Below are 17598 nucleotides of genomic sequence, written 5' to 3'. Positions count from 1 at the left end.
CTCTCCTCAGCCCAGATCAATGCGGGCGCGGAAGGTCAGATCGATCCGACGCGCCGCCCCGTTTTCCACCCGGCGCGCCTTGGCGCGCAGGAACCAGATTCCACTCAACTGCCCCTTCGCCAGCGGCAGCGTTTGCCGCTCAAGCGCCTCGGACACTGCGACGGCCGCTTCCTTGACAGCCGCAAAGCCCGCGCTTTCATCCGTGCCCGACAGGACAGAGACGATGAAATCATGCTGCGATCCCCCCGCCGTCACATCCCCCGCGTCGCGCACTTCCTCGGGCCCCAAAGAGACATAGACGCCGCTTGGCGCCTCTGCGGGCATCGCGTCAAAGATCGCGTCGCCGACCAGATCGGTCAAAGCCGCATCGGCGCGCAGTTCCTGATAGACCGCCGCCTGCAGCGCCAGACCTGCCGCATAGCTCATGCCAGTTCCTCTTCTCTTGCGTGACAGACCAGCCAGCGCCCGTCCGGACCCCCTTCTGCCACTGCCTCGATCCGGAAAAGCCGATCGCCGCGGCGAAAGCGTTGCCCGGCGGCGGGCCGTCGCGGATCGCCCAACGGCGCGCCGCGCACGGTCACCTTCCAGGGCACGACACTTTCGGCCCCGACCTGACCGAAACGCTCGCGACCCGAACCCGCCCTCATCTCGGCCCAGAGCTTCCCCAGCTGACGCCAGACCAGGCGATAACCGCCCAGGCCGTCGCCCTCTCGTTCAGCCGCCTCCAGCCCAAGTTCGATATTCAATCGCGGCGCCGCCATCACCGCGCCTCCCGATTGCCGCGCCCGGCCAGGGTGCGAACCTGCCGCCAGCGCTCGATCAGCGCGCTGACCCCGAAGGGCATGGCAGCGCGGCTGCCCTCAAGACTGCGATCCTCGTAATATCGCGTCGCCAGCAGCAGCACCGCCTGCGCCAGATCTGCGGGCACCTGATCCCAGCTTTCCCCGAAGCCTGCCGTGAAGGTGATATTCACCAATCCCCGGCGCGGCACATGCGGCAGGATGATCCCGGTCGGCAGGATCATCGGGCGCTGCCCATCGGGCAGCAGCCGCCAGCTGTCCGGCGACAGCGTCGTGACCGTGCCGCCGCCATCGTCGATCGAGATCCCATCGACCGACTGCACCGGCGCCAGCGGCAAAGTCTGACCCAGCCGGTCACGCCAGTCATCCAGTTGCATCCGGAACCGGCGTGTCAGCAGCACCTTGCCCGTGCGCGCCTCGATTGCCGCAATGGCCGCGCGCAGAAACCCGGTCAGCGCCAGCGTCTCGGCATTGTCATCGGCAATCTGGAACCCAGATCCCAGCCGCAAATGCGCGCGCAACGCGGCAACCGGCAGCGCCTCTGCCGCAGGCGCCGTTTCCTCTATCAGCATCATATCGCGAACCTCCCGTCCTGCCGTCCGCCTGGTCACATCAAAACCGGCCCGTGACAGGCCCTGTCATTGCCTGCAGGAAAAAGGACCACGCCACCGCGCCAGCCATGAGCACGCGCGGACAGTTGCTAAAGCCAGGATGGCCGGCGCAGACGTGGTCCTTTCCTTCACCCTATCCCGTCAGGATCAGGCGAATTTCAGCAGCTTGACGGCACGGAAGTCGGTCACACCGCCACCGACACGCTTGGTCGCATAGAACAGCACATGCGGCTTGGCGCTGAAGGGATCGCGCAGCACGCGCAGATCGGGACGCTCGACGATGGTATAGGCGGCGCGGAAATCACCAAATGCGACCGACAGCGATTCCACATCCATATCGGGCATGTCCTCGCTGATCAGCACCGGATAGCCCAGCAGCTGCGGTGCCTGACCGGCAGCCAGAGCATCGGTCCACAGGAAGCGGCCATCGGCATCCTTCATCTTGCGGATCGCGGCGGCGGTTTTCGAATTCATCAGGAATTGCGCATTCGCCCGGTATTCCGCCGCCAGCGCATAGATCAGATCGATCAGCGCATCAGCCGGGGCCGTCGGGCTGAAATCGCCCAGCTCGCCGGTGTTGACGCTGCCGATCTGCCCCTCGCCCGCCTCGGCATTCAGCGCGACCGGATAGGACAGGATCCCGCGCGGCTTCGAGCCGCCATCGCCGGTGATAAAGGCCGCCGCTTCCGAACGGGCGAACTTGTCCGCGATCCGCTCGGCCAGCCAGGCTTCGACGTCGAAGGCCGCATCATCCAGCAGTCGCTGGCTGGCCTTGGGCATGGCCGACAATTCGTGCACCGGGATCGAGATCCGCTCGATCCCGCCCGGCGCGGTTTCGGTCGAGGCCGCCTCATCTGCCCAGCCCGCGCCCATGTCGCCCTTGTCGACCAGCACCTCGTAGGACGAGGATTCCACCGTCACCACATTGGCCAGCTGACGCAGCGAGGCACCGTTGCGCAGCACATTCTGCACCGTCTCGGCGACCTGAGGCGCCGCCAGGAAACCGCCATCGCTGGCCACGGTCAGGCCCTTCTCCTCGATCACCAGACCACGCAGCCCGTCATCGTCACCGCTGCGCAGATAGGCGTTGAACGCCTTCTGATGGGGCAGTTCAACCTCTGCAACGGTCGACAGAGGGGTGCGGCCACGAATGGCGGTTTTACGATCGATCATGTTCATGCGCTCTTCCTGTGATTGCATCTTTTTCTGAATGTCTTCGCGGAAACCTTTGAGTTCATTTACGAACCCTTTCATGGCTCCGTTCAGATCGGCAGCCATGTCGCTGCCGCCCGCGGCCTTCACCTCGGTCATGGTCTTCTCCTCATCGCGATGATCGGGGCCGACCCGCCCCTGTTTTCCGGATCGCCGCCGCGACGATCCGAACCCTCTGGACTGCGCGTCACCACGCAGTCCGAACCCTACTCAGTACGCAGCGCCTCGGTCGCCGCGCGCAGCAGCGCCGCCACCTGCCGCAGATCCTCGGCCTCCTTGCGGCCCACCTTGGCCTCGGGCAGCATCGGAAAGGTCACCAGCGACACTTCCCACAGCTCGACCTCGGTCAGGATGCGCCGCCCGCACTGATCCTTTTCAGCGCGCAAGGTGCGATAACCGATGGACAGCCCGTCAATCGCCCCCGCCTGGATCAGCGCCGCCGCCTCGCGCGCCTGCGCCACATCGGGCAGCAGACGCCCCTTGACCCACAGACCCTTCTGATCCTCGCGGATCTCGTCCCAGACGCCGATGGGCTTGGCCGGATCGTGCTGCCACAGCATCCGCACCTTGTCGCCCTTGGCCTGCAGCCGCGCCAGACTGGCCGCAAAGGCCCCCGGTCGCACCGCATCCCCGCCCTGATCGGTCAGGCCGAACAGGCTGGCATAGCCCTCGATCACATGGCCTTCCGTCAGCACCGGCGCCCCGCCTGCAAATTTCACTTCCAAACCCGGAACCATCTCTGTCACCCCCCTTTCGGCGCGAATTCCAAAATTCCCTGCACCGCCTGCGTCAGGATCACGGCCACCACGCCGTAAACCGTCATCCACAGGCGCCGCTCCAGGCCCTCGATCAGCGCCTCGATCCGCTCCAGCCGCTTTTCCATGGTGCCGAATTGCAGCGCCATGATCCGTTCCTGCGCCTCGAACCGCTGATCGTGCCAGACCGGGCTTTCCTTGACGAAGCGTGACCCCTCCATCGGCCTAGCCCCCGGCCAGCGGCGGCAGGCCCAACAGGGCGCGCTTTTCCGCATCACTCAGGAAGGATGCCTCGCCGATCCGCTTCCACTGCTGGTCACGTTCTTCGGCCAGGGCCGGGATGCGATCGGGATCGGGCCGCAGATCGACCTCTTCGCCCAGATGCTCGGACAGCCACCACGCGACCGAGGCCGCCACCCGCGTCGCCAGCGGCAGCACCGTCAGCCGGTAAAACGCCCGATGCGCCTCGGCATAATTGGCATAGGTCGCATCCCCGGGCAGCCCCAGCAGCATCGGCGGCACACCAAAGGCCAGCGCAATCTCGCGCGCGGCGGCCATCTTGGTCTCGTGGAACTCCATGTCCGAGGGGCTGAACCCCATCTGCTTCCAGTCCAGACCGCCTTCCAGCAGCATCGGCCGCCCGGCATTGCGTGCGCCCTGATGGTTCATCTCGATCTCGCCGACCAGCCGGTCATATTGTTCCGGGCTCAGCGTGCCATGCCCATCCACGCCCTTGTAGACGATGGCGCCACTGGGCCGCGCCGCATTGTCCAGCAGCGCCTTGGACCAGGTCGAGGCGCTGTTATGAACATCAACCGCGACCGCCGCGGCCTGCATGGGCGACAGGCCATAATGATCATCCTGCGGATGAAAGCTCTTGATATGGCAGATCGGATCGGGACTGCCGGTCATGTCAAAGCGATGCTTGCGCCCGCCCACGGCATAATCGAAGGCCACCGGCCAGCCATCGGCGCCGGGCACGATGCTCATCCGGTCCGATCGCAGCACATGCAGCTCCTCCGGCAGTCCCGATCCGCCCAGCCCGGCCGCCTCCAGATAGCCATTCCCGGACAGCAGCATCTGCCCGAACAGCGATTCTAACAGCTCGGCCCGACCCTGCCCCGGATTGGGTCGCCGCAGCAGATCCAGCACCGGATGCGTCTCATAGCGCTGCGCCCGATCCTCGCAGATCAGCGGCACCGCCGCGGCGGCTTCGGCAATCAGCCGCACCGACCGGAACCCGACCGGATTGCCGACAAAGCCCCCCCGGATCAGCGACCCGGTATCGCGCGCGGACCAGACCGCCCGCCCGCCGCTGGCAAAGGCCACCACGCGCCCCGTGGCGCTGGCCTTCTTTTCTGGCGCAGGAGCGGCCTTTTCCTCCCGCGAAAACAATCGAAACGCCATATCGCCTCCTTGTCCGGCATGAAAAAGGCCGCCCCAGCGGACGGCCCTTTCTTCTTTGTCCAAATATCCATCTCGGCGCCTTACAGGCGCCGCATCTGCGGCCGTCGCCACTGGCTCACCGGCTCGATCATCAGCTCATGGATCGCCCAGACCAGCGCATCCACGCGGTCGGGCGATCCGCGCCCCTCATAGCCGCGCACCGTCATCTGGCACATCTGATCCTCCAGCGCGCCCAGTGACCCGTGCCGTGCATGCTTGACGCGACCCTGTTCATAAAGCGCCGCCACCGGCTCGGCCCGCAACCCCTTGCCGCGCCCCGCCCGCAGGGCCCGGAACGGCACCAGAGGATCGATCTGCCGGATCACGCTTTCCACCAGATCGCCGCCCTGATTGACCTCGGCCACCAGCCGTTCCGCCCCATGCCGGTCCATCGCCGCAATCGCCGCGCGGGCCCAATCCGTCGGGCCGCCCCTGACCGTCGCATCCTCCAGCACAAAGGCGCGCCAGTTGCCCGGCTCACCCTCACTCACGACACCGGCCACGACGATGCCGCATTCATCACTGGCCTTGCCGCTGGTCACGGCCGGATCGACCGCCACCACCACCCGGTTCAGCGCAGGCAGCTTGTCCACCCGCGCGCCCTCCAGCATCGCGGTCGTCCACAGCGCCCCTTCGATATCGTCCAGCAGCACCCCGTCCAGCTCTTGCCGACCGAGCCTGGTGCCGCCATAGCGCGCCTGAACCTCGGCCAGGAAACTTTCGGCCAGATAGGCGCGGTTCGCATCCGTCGGCGCATGGGTCATCACGGTCGAGGCGTTCTGCATGATCCGTTTCAGCACCCCGACATTGCGCGGCGTGGTGGTCACCACCTGCTGCGGATGATCCCCCAGCCGCAGCGCGAATTGCAGCATGTCCCAGACATCCTCGGCCTTTTTCCACTTGGCCAGCTCATCGACCCAGGCTGCGTCGAATTGCGGGCCGCGCAGGGCCTCGGGCTCATGCGCGGAATAGACCGTCGCCGTCGCCCCATTGGCCCAGACCAGCCGCCGCCGCCCCGCCTCCCAGACCGGGCGGCGATCGGGCGGAGAGCAGGCCAGAATGCCCGATTCCCCGAACACCATCACCTCGCGCGCCTGATCGAAGGTCTCTCCGACCAGCGCGACACGATGGCATTTCCCCGGTGCGGCGGGGGTCGACCCCTCAACCATCCGCCGCACCCATTCGGACCCGGCGCGGGTTTTTCCCGCACCGCGCCCCCCCATGATCACCCAGCTTTTCCAGTCGCCGCCCGGCGGCAACTGATGCGGCAGGGCCCAGAACTCGAACAGCCAGGGCAGCGCCATCAGCGCGTTTTCCGTCAGCCCGCCCAGAAATTCGTCAACCTCCTCCGGCGCGGCGGAGGCAAGCCAGGCGGCGCCCGATTTCATCTCGTGCCGCGTCAAGGTCGAGGCAGCCTGCGCCGACCCCGCCTGCGATGTCCTTGCGAAGTTTTTCAACCCTGTTCCTTTCCGCCATCAGCAGATGCACCGCCTCGCGGATGTCCTTTGCGGTGCGTATTGCCTGTTTCAATTCCGCCGGATCGACGGATCCGTGGCTTTCCTCGGTCAGCGCGGATTTGTGGCGTTCCAGATCCTTGACATATGACCAGAACAACCCCTCTGCGACGGCCAGCGCCTCCTCTGCGCTGACCGCCTTGTCTGAAGCCCCCGCTTGCGCCTGGGCCTGCCCCTCACCCCGTTCACCAGAAACAAATGGTCCTTCGGGAGTCCCCGTCCCGCCCCATTCCATATCATTCATGCAAACTGTCCCGCCTCGTGTCCTGTCCGCACGAGCCCCGAAATGAAAAAGCGGCCCCGGGGTCACCCCCTGGCCGCTTGCCCACCTCTTCCAGCATGTGAATGTTCTACTCAAGGGCGTTCGCAAAGTCAATGCGAAACAACTTAAGCGGGCATCGTAATCATATTTTTACATTCAATTACAAACCATTAATCGAATGCAACGGGGGCAGCGCGCGATATGCAACACCACCCCCAAGAAGCCATGATCACCGCCGGGGACTCAGCCCGGAACGGCCTCAGGCCTTCTTGCTCTCATTCGCCTTTGCACGTGCTTCGGCGGCGGCAGCGACGGCCTTGCTGGCCTCTTCCTGCACCTGCTGCGCATAAGAGACCATGTTCGCAGCATAGGCTTCGGACCAGTCGGCCACGTCTTCCTCATGCATATCCTTGGCCGCCTGGCGCATCTCTTCGCCCTTCGCGCGGATCTTGGCGACTTCGACGTCCCAATCCGCCTTGGCCTTGTTCCACTGTGACTTCACCTGCTCGCTGGCATCCTCGAAATAGGTGTTGATCTCGGCATCCAGCTCTTTCTGGCGCTGCTCGGCCGATTCATACCATTGCTTCGCGCTGGCCTTCAGCTCATCGCCGCGATTGCTCAGATCCTTCTGCCATTCATCCAGCCGCTTTTCGAAATCCTGCGCGTTGCGGGCAAGGCTGGAAAACATCTCTGAAAGCTTCATCTCTATCTCCCGATTTGAGAATCGAACCAACGCGGGCGCTTCACGAAACGATTGAAAAAGCCCGCCCTGTTCACAACCCTGCGACTAAAGGACGGGCTTTGTCAAACCGAAGCGACGGTCTCTCGCCTATCCGCCGGTCTGCACCGGCGTGTCGGTCGGCTCTCCACGCTGCGCCTCGATTTCGCGCCAGCGGCGGACATTGGCGTTATGTTCGTCCAGCGTGCGGGCAAAGGCATGCCCCCCGGTCCCGTCGGCGACAAAGAACAGGTAATCCGTCTCATCGGGGTTCAGCGCCGCGCGGATGGCGGCACGTCCGGGATTGGCAATCGGCGTCGGCGGCAGACCGTCGATTTGATAGGTGTTATAGGGCGTGCGCGAGGCCAGTTCCGACCGCCGCAAGCCGCGATCCAGGATCCCCTCGCCCTTGGTGATACCATAGATCACCGTCGGGTCGGTCTGCAGGCGCATCCCCTCTTCCAGACGGTTCACAAAGACGCTGGCCACCTCGGCCCGCTCTTCGGGAAGCCCGGTTTCCTTTTCCACGATCGAGGCCATGATCAGCGCCTCTTCCGGCGTCTCATAGGGCAGGCCAAAGGGCCGCGCCTCCCATTCCTCGGCAAGGATATTCGCCTGGCGCCGCTCCATCTCGGCCAGCAATGCGGCCCGGTCAGCGCCCTTTTCCACCTCATAGGTATCCGGGGCAAGGCTGCCCTCGGCCGGGACCGCGTCGATCTCTCCGGACATGAACCCGGCGGCACGCAGCGCCTGCACCACCTGCCAGCTGGTCACGCCTTCCGCCATGGCCACCCGCAGCCGAGAGCCATCGCGATCCACGGCCTCGGTCACCTCGGCGGGCTGTTCCTCGGAATCGGGATCAAAGCGCACGACCTCTTCGAAGGCACCGGTATCGGGGTTCATGTCGCGCAGCAGGATGGTGTTCCCCCGCACGCCCACACGCACCAGAACCTCGGTCCCGCAGGTCGAAGGCCCGCCAGCCGTGATCACGTCCAGCACATCCTGCATGCTGGCCTGCGGCTCGACCAGATAGCTGCCGAATTTCAGATCGCGCGCCTTGCCCAGATAATCGGCCCCCGCGCGAAAGATATAGGCGCTGGTCACGGTGCCCTGATCGGCCAGTTGCTGGCTGACCGCATTCAGCGTGGCGTTGCGTTCAACCTGCACGCATTGCGCAATCGCACTGGGGCCGGGCCCGGAAAACTGGTGCCGCGCCCAGGCGACGGCGCCGGCGGCGGCCATCAGCAACACCACCAGCAGCGTCAGAAAATTCGAGGCGATATGGCGCCACATCAGTCAGCCACCTTCCCCAGAACAAGGCTGGCATTGGTGCCCCCGAAACCAAAGCTGTTGGACAGCGCCACATCGACCTTGCGACGGACGGCGGCATTGGCAGCCAGATCCAGCTTCGGCTCGACCGCGGGATTGTCCAGATTGATCGTCGGCGGGCAGATCTGATCGCGGATCGCCAGCACGCAGAAAATCGCCTCGACCGCGCCGGCCGCACCCAGCAGATGCCCGATGCTGGATTTGGTCGAGGACATGACCGCCCCCGAAGCCGCATCGCCCATCAACCGCTCGACCGCGCCCAGCTCGATCGTGTCGGCCATGGTGCTGGTGCCGTGCGCATTGATATAGTCGATCCGGTCCGCCGTCAGATGCGCCGAGCGCAGCGCGTTCTGCATCGCCCGATAGCCGCCATCGCCATCCTCACTGGGTGCGGTGATGTGATAGGCATCGCCCGACAGGCCATAACCCAGCACCTCGGCATAGATCTTGGCCCCGCGCGCCTTGGCATGTTCATATTCCTCCAGCACGACGACGCCCGCGCCCTCACCCATGACAAAGCCATCGCGATCCTCGTCATAGGGGCGGCTGGCGGCCTGCGGATCGTCGGCCCGCTTGGTGGACAGCGCCTTGCAGGCATTGAACCCGGCAATCCCGATCTCGCTGATCGGGGACTCGGCGCCCCCGGCCACCATGACATCCGCATCGCCCAGCATGATCAGCCGCGCCGCATCGCCAATGGCATGGGCGCCCGTCGAACAGGCCGTCACCACCGCGTGGTTCGGCCCCTTGAAACCATAACGGATGCTGACCTGACCCGAGATCAGGTTGATCAGCGCGCCCGGAATGAAGAAGGGCGAGACACGCTTCGGCCCGCGCTCCTTGATCAGCACGGCAGTCTCGGCAATGGAACTCAGCCCGCCGATCCCCGATCCGATCATCACGCCGGTGCGCTCGCGATCCTCGGTGCCTTCGGGCATCCAGCCGGAATCCTCGACCGCCTGCGCCGCAGCGGCCATGCCATACAGGATGAAGTCATCGACCTTGCGGCGGTCCTTCGGCTCCATCCAGTCATCGGGATTGAACGTACCATCGCTGCCATCGCCCAGCGGGATCTCACAGGCATATTTTGTCACGACATCCTTGGGATCAAAGCGGGTGATCGGTCCCGCCCCTGATTTTCCGGCCAGCAGCCGTTCCCACGTCGCCTCGACACCCGAGGCCAGTGGCGTAACCATTCCCAAGCCGGTAACAACGACCCTGCGCATCAGCACTTCCTTCAAGCTGCTCTCTCGTTCCCGCCCTGATACACGCGAGGGCAAGATCACGCAATGTCAGCCTGACTGCGGCCAGCACAGGCTGCGCTTCGGCGCGATCCCGCCGCCTGTCGGCCCGTCACGCCGGGCGGCTGTTGCGCAGCAGACGACCCAGCCGGGCGATCCCCTCATCCATCATCGCCTTGTCATGCAGCGTAAAGCTCAGCCGGATGGAATTGCGACCCGATCCATCTGCGTAAAACGCATGCCCGGGCACAAAGGCCACACGCTCGCTTCCCAGCGATTGCACCAGCAGCATGGCCCCGTCCATGCCCTCGGGCAGGGTCAGCCAGACAAACATCCCGCCTTCGGGCCGCACCCATTCCACGCCCTCGGGCATCTCGCGCGCCAGCGCCGCCAGCATCAGATCGCGCCGCCGCCGATAGACCTCGCGGATCTTCGGCACATGGCTGTCGAAATGGTCGCGGGCAACGATATGGGTGGCGATCTGATTGATCGTGGGCGAATGCAGATCGGCGGCCTGCTTCAACAGAACCAGCCGCGAAATCACCTCCTGCGCGGCACAGACCCAGCCCATGCGCAACCCCGGCGCCAGGGTCTTGGAAAACGATCCGCAATAGATCGTGCGACAGGCCTCGATATCGCCCCGCCGCGCCAGCTCCAGCGCCAGGATCGGCGGGATCGCCTCACCATCATAGCGCAGCGCCTGATAGGCGGCATCCTCGATCACGGCGATATCCAGCGCCTCCGCCAGATCCAGAACCTGCTCGCGCCCGGCACGATCCACGGTCCGCCCCGTCGGATTGGCAAAATCGGCCGAGAGATAGGCGAATTTCACCCGCCCGCCCGCCGCTTCGGCCGCCGCCGCAACATCCGCCACCGGCCGGTTTTCACCGGGCTGCAAACGATCATAGCGCGGCTCATAGGCATTAAAGGCCCCCAGCGCGCCCAGATAGGTCGGCCATCCCACCAGCGCCGTATCCCCCGGCGACAACAGCAGCTTGCCCAGATAATCCAGCGCCTGCTGCGACCCCGAGGTGATCAGGATATTCTCCCGCCCACAGGAAATCCCGATCTTCGCCATCTCCCCGGCCAGCCAGTCACGCAGCGGACCATAGCCATCGCTGAGCGAATATTGCAGCGCCACCCCGGAAATATCGTCAGCCAGCGCCGCCGCCATCGCATCGCGATAGGCCTGCGCCGGAAACAATGCCGGATCGGGGATTCCCCCCGCGAATGAAATAATGTCCGGCTGATCCAGCAGCTTCAGCAATTCCCGGATCTCCGACGCCCGCATCCGCGGTATCCGCGATGCCAGCAATTCCCCCTTCACCATCACCCCCTCCCATACCTGACGCCGGGGAAGTGGCGCATAATGGGAAAACAAAGTCAACACCCATGACCTTTTCAACCATGCGCAGACCGCACCAGCCGGACGCAGCTCTTCACATCTTTTGTGCATAAATATCCAGAAAACAACATCGCCCCGCATGACACGGCGGCAAATGCTGCACGGAGTTCCGGACAGGTTCGCCCCTCCGAATGCGAGGTCAGGGAACGTTGCCGGCCATCTGCCCCAGCACGGGCTTGCTGTTGTTCACATGCCGCAAGGCCAGCTGGCGCCCGCGCCGACCGGGCACGAATTGCCGGACCGGCGCCGACCATACGTCACAGCCCCCATCGGCCAGGGCCGGAAACAGCGTCAGGATCTCTTCTCGCGCGGCCTCGGGCACCGCCATCAGCGCATGCGGCCCGACATAAAGCGACTCGGTCGCCGCCCCGTTCGAGATGACCAGCTCATGCTGATCGAAGAGCAGGTGAAAATAGGTCACCTCGCCCAGATCCTCGCGGATCTCGATCCCGGGAAGAGAGGCCAGATGCCGGGCCGCCACCAGAACCTCCTCGGCGCCGAACATCCGCCGCGCAATGGCAGAGCGGACCAGGATCCGGTGCTGCGGCGACACCTCCAGATCCGCATGCGGCTGCCCCTCGCCCAACGCGCCCGCCGCAATGCGAACGGGCCGCAAATGCGCCTCATCCGCCACCAGAACCGTGGTCTTGCCGATCCAGCGCAAGGGCTGCGCGCCGCGATCCACCGTGATCACCAGATCGCCTGCTTTCAGGCTGGCCACATCGCGCGGGCCCTCTGGCGTGTCGATCATCGTGCCCGGCGTGAAGCAGGTCACAAAATTATCCGTCGCACGGTCGACGCGCAGATTGAACGGGCGCTCATGCACGTTGTTCAGGGTCAGCGACCGGATCGGCCCCGATTTCAGCGCGTTATAGGTGCCGTCATTGGCAAATAGCGACGGCGCCAGGAACAGGTTGCCCTGTTTGTCCTGAAACAGCACCGCCCTGACGCTGGCCCTTGTGCCATCGGTAAAGGTGACCTTCGCGCCGTAAACCGCCAGCCCGTCATGCACCGTGGTCTGCGGCCCGCTGCCATCGCCCAGATCGAAGGTCAGTTCGTCATTCGTCAGGCTGTTGTCATTGTCCAGATGATTGGACTGCCCGCCAAGATCGCGGGTCGAGACCGAGACGATCCTGCCGGCCAGCGCATCCGCGCGTCCCCCGAATGTCCTGCCCAGCAGCGCCGAGGCATTCTCGGTCGCGATATTTCCTTCAGCGCCATCGATGAAGGTCGTCAATTTCCCAAGGTAGATTGCGTCGAAAACGGCCACAGGGAACCTCTTGCACCAATAAACTCACCACCGACGCCGGACTGGAATTGCGCGAAAAAAGTGCAAGCAAAACAAAGTCAAAACGCCATACGTGATTCAATTAGGCATGAGATCTACAGCCGATCAATTAAAAAATGTTTAATTAACTCGACGTCGCCTGGCATTTTCAGACGTCAAGGCGCAGAGCGATTTGATATGTGCAGGGCAGGATGAATTGCCGGTTTAGTTTCCCTCCGGCCCTTCACCTGAAAGCCTGTCCAAAGGCCCGCAACCTCAGCCCTGGATCAGCCCCTCGGCGCGGAAATCCTCGCGCAGGTCACGCTCGGGGCGCGGGCCGACATGGCCGATCACCTCAGCCGCCGCGATGCAGCCCATGCGCCCGGCATCGGCCAGCGCCGCGCCCGTCGCCAGACCATAGATCAGCCCCGCCGCGAACTGATCGCCCGCCCCTGTCGCATCCACCGGCACCACGCGATGCACCGGCGCCGTCACCCGTTCGCCCTTTCGGATCAGGATCGCATCATTTCCCGACCGCGTGCAGATCACCGTGTCGCAATCGGCCACGGCCAGCCGCAGCGCCTCGTCCAGATCCTCGACCTGATACAGCGACTGCCATTCATGGACATTGCCGATGACGTAATCCATCGGCCCGGCGACCAGCTTGCGAAAATCGTCGCGATGGCGGTCGACGCAGAAGGGATCGGACAGCGCAATCCCCGCCTGCCCGCCCGCCGCGTGGCAATATTCCGTGGCTTTCAGAAAGGCGTCCTTCCCCCTGGCCTTGTCGAACAGATAGCCCTCCAGAAACAGCCAGCCCGCGCCATCGAACACTGCCGGATCGACGTCTTCCGGGCCAAGCTCGGCCGAGATGCCCAGATAGGTGTTCATCGAGCGTTCGCCATCCGGCGTCACAAAGATGATGCTGCGAGAGGTCGGCAGTTCCGCCCCCGCCACCGGAGCGTTCACGAAGGCGGTGCCTGCGGCTTCGGTCTGTCGGGCATAGGCGCGGCCAAGCTCATCATCCGCCACCCGGCCGATGAATGCGGTCTTCAGCCCCAGACTGCCGATCCCCGCCAGCGTATTGGCGACCGAGCCGCCGGGCACCAGACGCGACTTCGCCTGCGCGGCGCTGTGATCATCGGCCTGCGCGGCCATCAGGAATTCGGACCGCTCACGCTCGATCAACTGCATGATGCCCTTCTGGATGCCCAGATCGGCCAGCCGCTGATCCTCGGTCGGCGCGATCACATCCATCACGGCATTGCCGATGCCAATCACATAGGGGGTGGTCATTCGGTCTTCTCCTCGAAAGGGCAGAGGTCACGGATCACGCAGATCCCGCAGCGCGGGCGGCGTGCCTGACAGATATAGCGGCCATGCAGGATCAGCCAGTGATGGGCGTCCTGCTGAAAACGGACGGGGACGTTATCCTCGATCGCGCGCTCGACCGCATCGACATCGCGGCCGGGCGCGATATGGGTGCGGTTGCCGACGCGGAAGATATGCGTATCGACGGCCTGCGACGGATAGCGAAAGGCGCTGTTCAGCACCACATTGGCGGTCTTGCGCCCGACACCGGGCAGCGACATCAGCGCGGCGCGGCTGTCGGGCACCTCGCCGCCGTAATCCTCGACCAGGATGCGCGACAGGGCGATCACGTTCTTGGCCTTCTGCCGGAACAGGCCGATGGTCTTGATATGCTCGGTCACGCCCTCAAGGCCCAGATCCAGCATCTTCTGCGGCGTATCGGCCAGTGCGAACAGCCCCCTGGTCGCCTTGTTCACCCCCACATCGGTCGCCTGCGCCGACAGCGCCACCGCAACGACCAGCGTATAGGGGTTCACGAAATTCAGCTCGGTCACGGGGTCCGGATTCGACTGCGCCAGCCGCGAAAAGATCGCGACCTGCTGATCGAAGGGCAAGGGCTGCGGCAAGCGACGGGTCTGGGCCATGATGGTCCCGCTTTTGGCGGTCACGGACCGGTAATGCAAGCCCCCGCCACCATCGCCGGAACGTGACGCGATATGATCCGGCGCGCGCGAAAGCCGCCTTTTCTTTCCCCAGGAACTTCGGCAGGCTGGATTGCGTTACCACGCGATGCCGGGTCACCGCATCCACCAACACAGCCGGGCGGCAAGACGCCCGAAGACAGAATTTGAAAGGGATATCCCATGAACTTCCGCGTCCCCACTCTTCTTGCCGCATCCGGGCTGATGGCCCTGGGCGCCTGCACCGACCCGTCCATGACGGGCACCGGCACCGGCACGGGGATGAGCCGCACCCAGCAGGGCGCCCTGGCCGGCGCGGCACTGGGCGCGCTTTACGGTGTGTCGCGTGACGATGACAGCAATAACGAAGGCCGCGATGCGGCGCGCGGGGCGATCCTGGGCGCGGCGGCGGGCGCGGTTGCGGGCAACATCCTGGACCGTCAGGCGAAATCGCTGCAACAATCGCTGTCGAACCCGAATATCCAGGTCGTCAATCGCGGCTCTTACCTGCAGGTCATCATGCCCGAGGGCATCCTGTTCGCCACCGATTCCTCGGCCGTGTCGGGCGTGGCGCAGAACGACCTTTACGCCGTGGCGCGCAACCTGAACGAATATCCCAACAGCCTGGTCGAGGTCGTGGGCCATACCGACAATACCGGCTCGGCCACCTATAACCAGCAGCTTTCGGTGCGCCGTGCGCAATCGGTCAGCAATATCCTGGCCGCCGCAGGGGTGAATGCGGGCCGCCTGACGGCCACCGGGCGCGGCTTCAGCCAGCCGGTCGCCTCGAACGACACCGCCACCGGCCGCGCGCAGAACCGCCGGGTCGAGATCCTGATCCGTCCGACCCGCTAAGCGACGTCGGATTGCATGGCATAATCGGGGGCCGGATCACACCGGCCCTTTGATTTTACGCGCTTTAGGCCGTAAATAGTACGATACTCTTGTCAGGTCCGCCCCATGCCCTTCCAGAAGATCACCGCCGAAAAACTGTCGCATGCCGTGATGCGTCAGATCGAAGAACTGATCCTTCAGGGCATCCTGCGACCCGGCGACCGCCTGCCTGCAGAGCGGGAACTGGCCGAAACCATGGGCGTCTCGCGCCCCTCGCTGCGCGAGGCCCTGGCCGAGATGCAAGAGAGCGGCCTGCTGATCGCGCGGGCGGGTTCGGGGGTCTATGTGGCCGATGTGCTGGGCTCGGCCTTTTCGCCCGCGCTGGTGCGGCTGATGTCGGAACATGAGCGCGCCGCCGATGATTACCTGTCCTTCCGGCGAGAGCTTGAAGGCATGGCCGCCCAGCGGGTCGCCACATTGGCGGGGGACGAGGATCTGGCCGTCATCGATCAAAGCTATCGCCGCATGGCCGAGGCGCATGACAAGGCCGATCCGGAACGCGAAGCCGCGCTGGACGCCGCCTTTCACATGGCCATCGTCGAGGCCGGCCATAATATCGTGGCGCTGCATATGATGCGGTCGATGAACGATCTGCTGCAACAGGGGGTGCTTTACAACCGCACCCGCATCTTCACCCTGCCCGACAATCGCAACCGGCTGCTGCAGCAGCATGGCCAGATCAACGATGCCCTGCAGCGCCGCGACGGGCCAGGCGCCCGGGCGATGGTCGAGGCGCATCTGGATTTCATCGCCGACTGCCTGCGCGCACAGCGGCTGGCCGACGAGCATGACCAACTGGCCCGCCGCCGCCTGAACAAGCGCAGCTGAGGCGAAAGAAAAAACCCCCGACCTGTTCAGGCCGGGGGCGAAGACTGTCCCGTCGTTCTTAGACGTTCCTGACCAAGTTTTCCTCAGTTCAGGCGACGCGCCACATCTGCGATGGCGTCGTCGATACCAGCAGAACGCTGGCCTTTTTCGACTTGCTGGCCCAGCAGCTCCGAGGCTGCGGCGACCGCTGTCTGAACGGCACGGTCGCGCACTGCGCGCACCGCGTCATTTTCGGCACTGGAGATCTGCTCTTCGGCGGCCTTCAGGCGACGCTCGATCGAGGTTTTCAGATCATCCTTGGCCTTGGCGGCCTGTGCTTCGGCCTCGCGCTTGGCATTGGCCACGATCTGCTCTGCCTGGCCCGCAACTTCGCGTTGACGGCGCTCATAGCTGGAATAGATCTCTTGCGCTTCCTCACGCAGACGGCGGGCTTCGTCCAGATCCTTGCGGATCCCTTCGGCGCGCTGGTCCAGCAGGGCACCGATCTTGGCGGGCACCTTGAAATAGATCAGCAGCGCGACAAAGCCGATAAAGGCCAGCGTGACGATAAAGTCGGTATTGCGGAGCGAGAAGAACGCCCCCGACGCGGCAGCAGCCGGGCCCGCGACAAGCGCGGCGGCAACGGCAACGGTGCTCAGCTTTTTCATTGCAGGGCCCCTTTCATGCGCGCATCCACAGCCGAATTGACCGCAGCCTCATCGACATTGCCACCGAAGGCACGGACCAGTTCGGCCGTCACGTCGCGCGCAACTTCGCGGGCATTGGTCGCGGCGGATTCGCGGATCTCACCGATACGCTTTTCCGATTCCGCGCTGCGGGCGGCGATTTCGGCGTCAGCATGGGCAATCGCCTCATCCAGCTCTTTCTGGATCTCGGCGCGGTTCGCGGCCACGATCTTCTGAGCTTCCGAGCGCGCATCGGCCAGTGCCTTGTCATAGGCAGCTTCGGCGTCTTTCGCTTTCTGCTTGAATTCTTCGGCAGCCATCAGGTCGCCGGTCACAGCCCCCTGACGATCCGAGATAACGGCGGCGATCCGGGGCAGCGCGACCTTGGCCAGCACCCAGTACAGCACCAGCAGGCACAGGACCAGCCAGAAGATCTGGTTGGAAAACGTGCTGACGTCCAGCTGCGGCAGACCCGACGATTCGGCGGCCTGAGCCGCTTCGGCGGCATGCCCTGCGGCATCGCCTTGCGCAACCGCAGCAGCGGCAGCGTCTTCAGAATGTTCGACCACCTGGGTGGCGGCCTCTTGCAACAGGCTGATCATTTCCTACCCCTTGGCCTTTCAGGTCACGATGGGGCAGAGGCGAACCCCTACCCCGCCG

At 64.6% G+C, this 17598-nt stretch carries 20 protein-coding genes; 2 read left to right on the top strand and 18 right to left on the bottom strand.

What is annotated here, in order from left to right; all coding sequences use genetic code 11:
* Positions 1–6: 6 nt before the first annotated feature.
* The 16 genes from JHX87_RS01420 to nth form a co-directional block, all read right to left on the bottom strand.
* On the bottom strand, positions 7–426 hold the full coding sequence (locus JHX87_RS01420) for a DUF3168 domain-containing protein (RefSeq protein ID WP_271884609.1): 420 nt from the start codon (positions 424–426) through the stop codon (positions 7–9).
* The gene (locus tag JHX87_RS01415) at positions 423–761 is read right to left on the bottom strand and encodes a head-tail adaptor protein (protein WP_271884607.1); all 339 of its coding nucleotides are present in this window, start codon (positions 759–761) and stop codon (positions 423–425) included. Before JHX87_RS01415 ends, JHX87_RS01420 begins: the two co-directional genes overlap by 4 nt.
* Positions 761–1375 carry a head-tail connector protein gene (locus JHX87_RS01410; RefSeq protein WP_271884606.1) on the bottom strand — a complete coding sequence of 205 codons (615 nt, stop codon included), beginning with the start codon at positions 1373–1375 and terminating at the stop codon, positions 761–763. The genes JHX87_RS01415 and JHX87_RS01410 overlap by 1 nt, the downstream gene beginning before the upstream one ends.
* Positions 1376–1558: 183 nt before the next feature.
* Entirely contained in the window at positions 1559–2722 is a 1164-nt protein-coding gene (locus JHX87_RS01405) for a phage major capsid protein (protein WP_271884605.1), read from the bottom strand.
* A gap of 107 nt (positions 2723–2829) precedes the next feature.
* On the bottom strand, positions 2830–3360 hold the full coding sequence (locus JHX87_RS01400) for an HK97 family phage prohead protease (protein WP_271884603.1): 531 nt from the start codon (positions 3358–3360) through the stop codon (positions 2830–2832).
* Positions 3361–3365: 5 nt separating this feature from the next.
* Positions 3366–3599 (bottom strand): GTA head formation protein, RCAP_rcc01685 family, encoded by a 234-nt coding sequence (locus JHX87_RS01395; protein WP_271884601.1) that lies wholly within the window; start codon positions 3597–3599, stop codon positions 3366–3368.
* 4 nt (positions 3600–3603) lie between these two features.
* Positions 3604–4785 carry a phage portal protein gene (locus JHX87_RS01390; RefSeq protein ID WP_271884599.1) on the bottom strand — a complete coding sequence of 394 codons (1182 nt, stop codon included), beginning with the start codon at positions 4783–4785 and terminating at the stop codon, positions 3604–3606.
* A gap of 80 nt (positions 4786–4865) precedes the next feature.
* On the bottom strand, positions 4866–6212 hold the full coding sequence (locus JHX87_RS01385) for a DNA-packaging protein (RefSeq protein WP_271884597.1): 1347 nt from the start codon (positions 6210–6212) through the stop codon (positions 4866–4868).
* Complete coding sequence (locus tag JHX87_RS01380; RefSeq protein ID WP_271884596.1) at positions 6163–6582, bottom strand: permease; 420 nt, start codon at positions 6580–6582, stop codon at positions 6163–6165. The genes JHX87_RS01385 and JHX87_RS01380 overlap by 50 nt, the downstream gene beginning before the upstream one ends.
* Before the next feature lie 277 nt (positions 6583–6859).
* Positions 6860–7303, bottom strand: a complete 444-nt coding sequence (locus JHX87_RS01375) for a hypothetical protein (protein ID WP_271884595.1) — start codon at positions 7301–7303, stop codon at positions 6860–6862.
* A gap of 126 nt (positions 7304–7429) precedes the next feature.
* Complete coding sequence (mltG, locus tag JHX87_RS01370) at positions 7430–8611, bottom strand: endolytic transglycosylase MltG (protein ID WP_271884593.1); 1182 nt, start codon at positions 8609–8611, stop codon at positions 7430–7432.
* Entirely contained in the window at positions 8611–9873 is a 1263-nt protein-coding gene (gene fabF, locus JHX87_RS01365) for a beta-ketoacyl-ACP synthase II (RefSeq protein ID WP_271884591.1), read from the bottom strand. The genes mltG and fabF overlap by 1 nt, the downstream gene beginning before the upstream one ends.
* A gap of 127 nt (positions 9874–10000) precedes the next feature.
* Positions 10001–11218 (bottom strand): aminotransferase-like domain-containing protein, encoded by a 1218-nt coding sequence (locus tag JHX87_RS01360; protein WP_271884590.1) that lies wholly within the window; start codon positions 11216–11218, stop codon positions 10001–10003.
* A gap of 214 nt (positions 11219–11432) precedes the next feature.
* Positions 11433–12563, bottom strand: a complete 1131-nt coding sequence (locus JHX87_RS01355) for a Hint domain-containing protein (protein ID WP_271884589.1) — start codon at positions 12561–12563, stop codon at positions 11433–11435.
* A gap of 273 nt (positions 12564–12836) precedes the next feature.
* Entirely contained in the window at positions 12837–13856 is a 1020-nt protein-coding gene (locus JHX87_RS01350; protein WP_271884587.1) for an adenosine kinase, read from the bottom strand.
* Complete coding sequence (nth, locus tag JHX87_RS01345) at positions 13853–14515, bottom strand: endonuclease III (protein WP_271884586.1); 663 nt, start codon at positions 14513–14515, stop codon at positions 13853–13855. Before nth ends, JHX87_RS01350 begins: the two co-directional genes overlap by 4 nt.
* A 219-nt stretch (positions 14516–14734) precedes the next feature.
* Between nth and JHX87_RS01340 the strand changes: the two genes are divergently transcribed.
* Together JHX87_RS01340 and JHX87_RS01335 are read left to right on the top strand one after the other, a co-directional pair.
* Complete coding sequence (locus JHX87_RS01340; RefSeq protein WP_271884584.1) at positions 14735–15406, top strand: YiaD family glycine zipper/OmpA-like lipoprotein; 672 nt, start codon at positions 14735–14737, stop codon at positions 15404–15406.
* 105 nt (positions 15407–15511) lie between these two features.
* A complete protein-coding gene (locus tag JHX87_RS01335; protein WP_271884582.1) occupies positions 15512–16273 on the top strand; it encodes an FCD domain-containing protein in 762 nt (253 codons plus the stop codon).
* 83 nt (positions 16274–16356) lie between these two features.
* Here JHX87_RS01335 and JHX87_RS01330 read toward each other — a convergent pair whose 3' ends face one another.
* Positions 16357–16920: a F0F1 ATP synthase subunit B gene (locus JHX87_RS01330; RefSeq protein ID WP_271884580.1), complete on the bottom strand. Its 564-nt coding sequence runs from the start codon at positions 16918–16920 to the stop codon at positions 16357–16359.
* Positions 16917–17540: a F0F1 ATP synthase subunit B' gene (locus tag JHX87_RS01325; protein ID WP_271884578.1), complete on the bottom strand. Its 624-nt coding sequence runs from the start codon at positions 17538–17540 to the stop codon at positions 16917–16919. Before JHX87_RS01325 ends, JHX87_RS01330 begins: the two co-directional genes overlap by 4 nt.
* Between the last annotated feature and the right edge of the window lie 58 nt (positions 17541–17598).

Source organism: Paracoccus fistulariae, from assembly GCF_028553785.1.
Classification (GTDB): domain Bacteria; phylum Pseudomonadota; class Alphaproteobacteria; order Rhodobacterales; family Rhodobacteraceae; genus Paracoccus; species Paracoccus fistulariae.
This window is presented reverse-complemented; position numbering and strand designations above follow the sequence as displayed.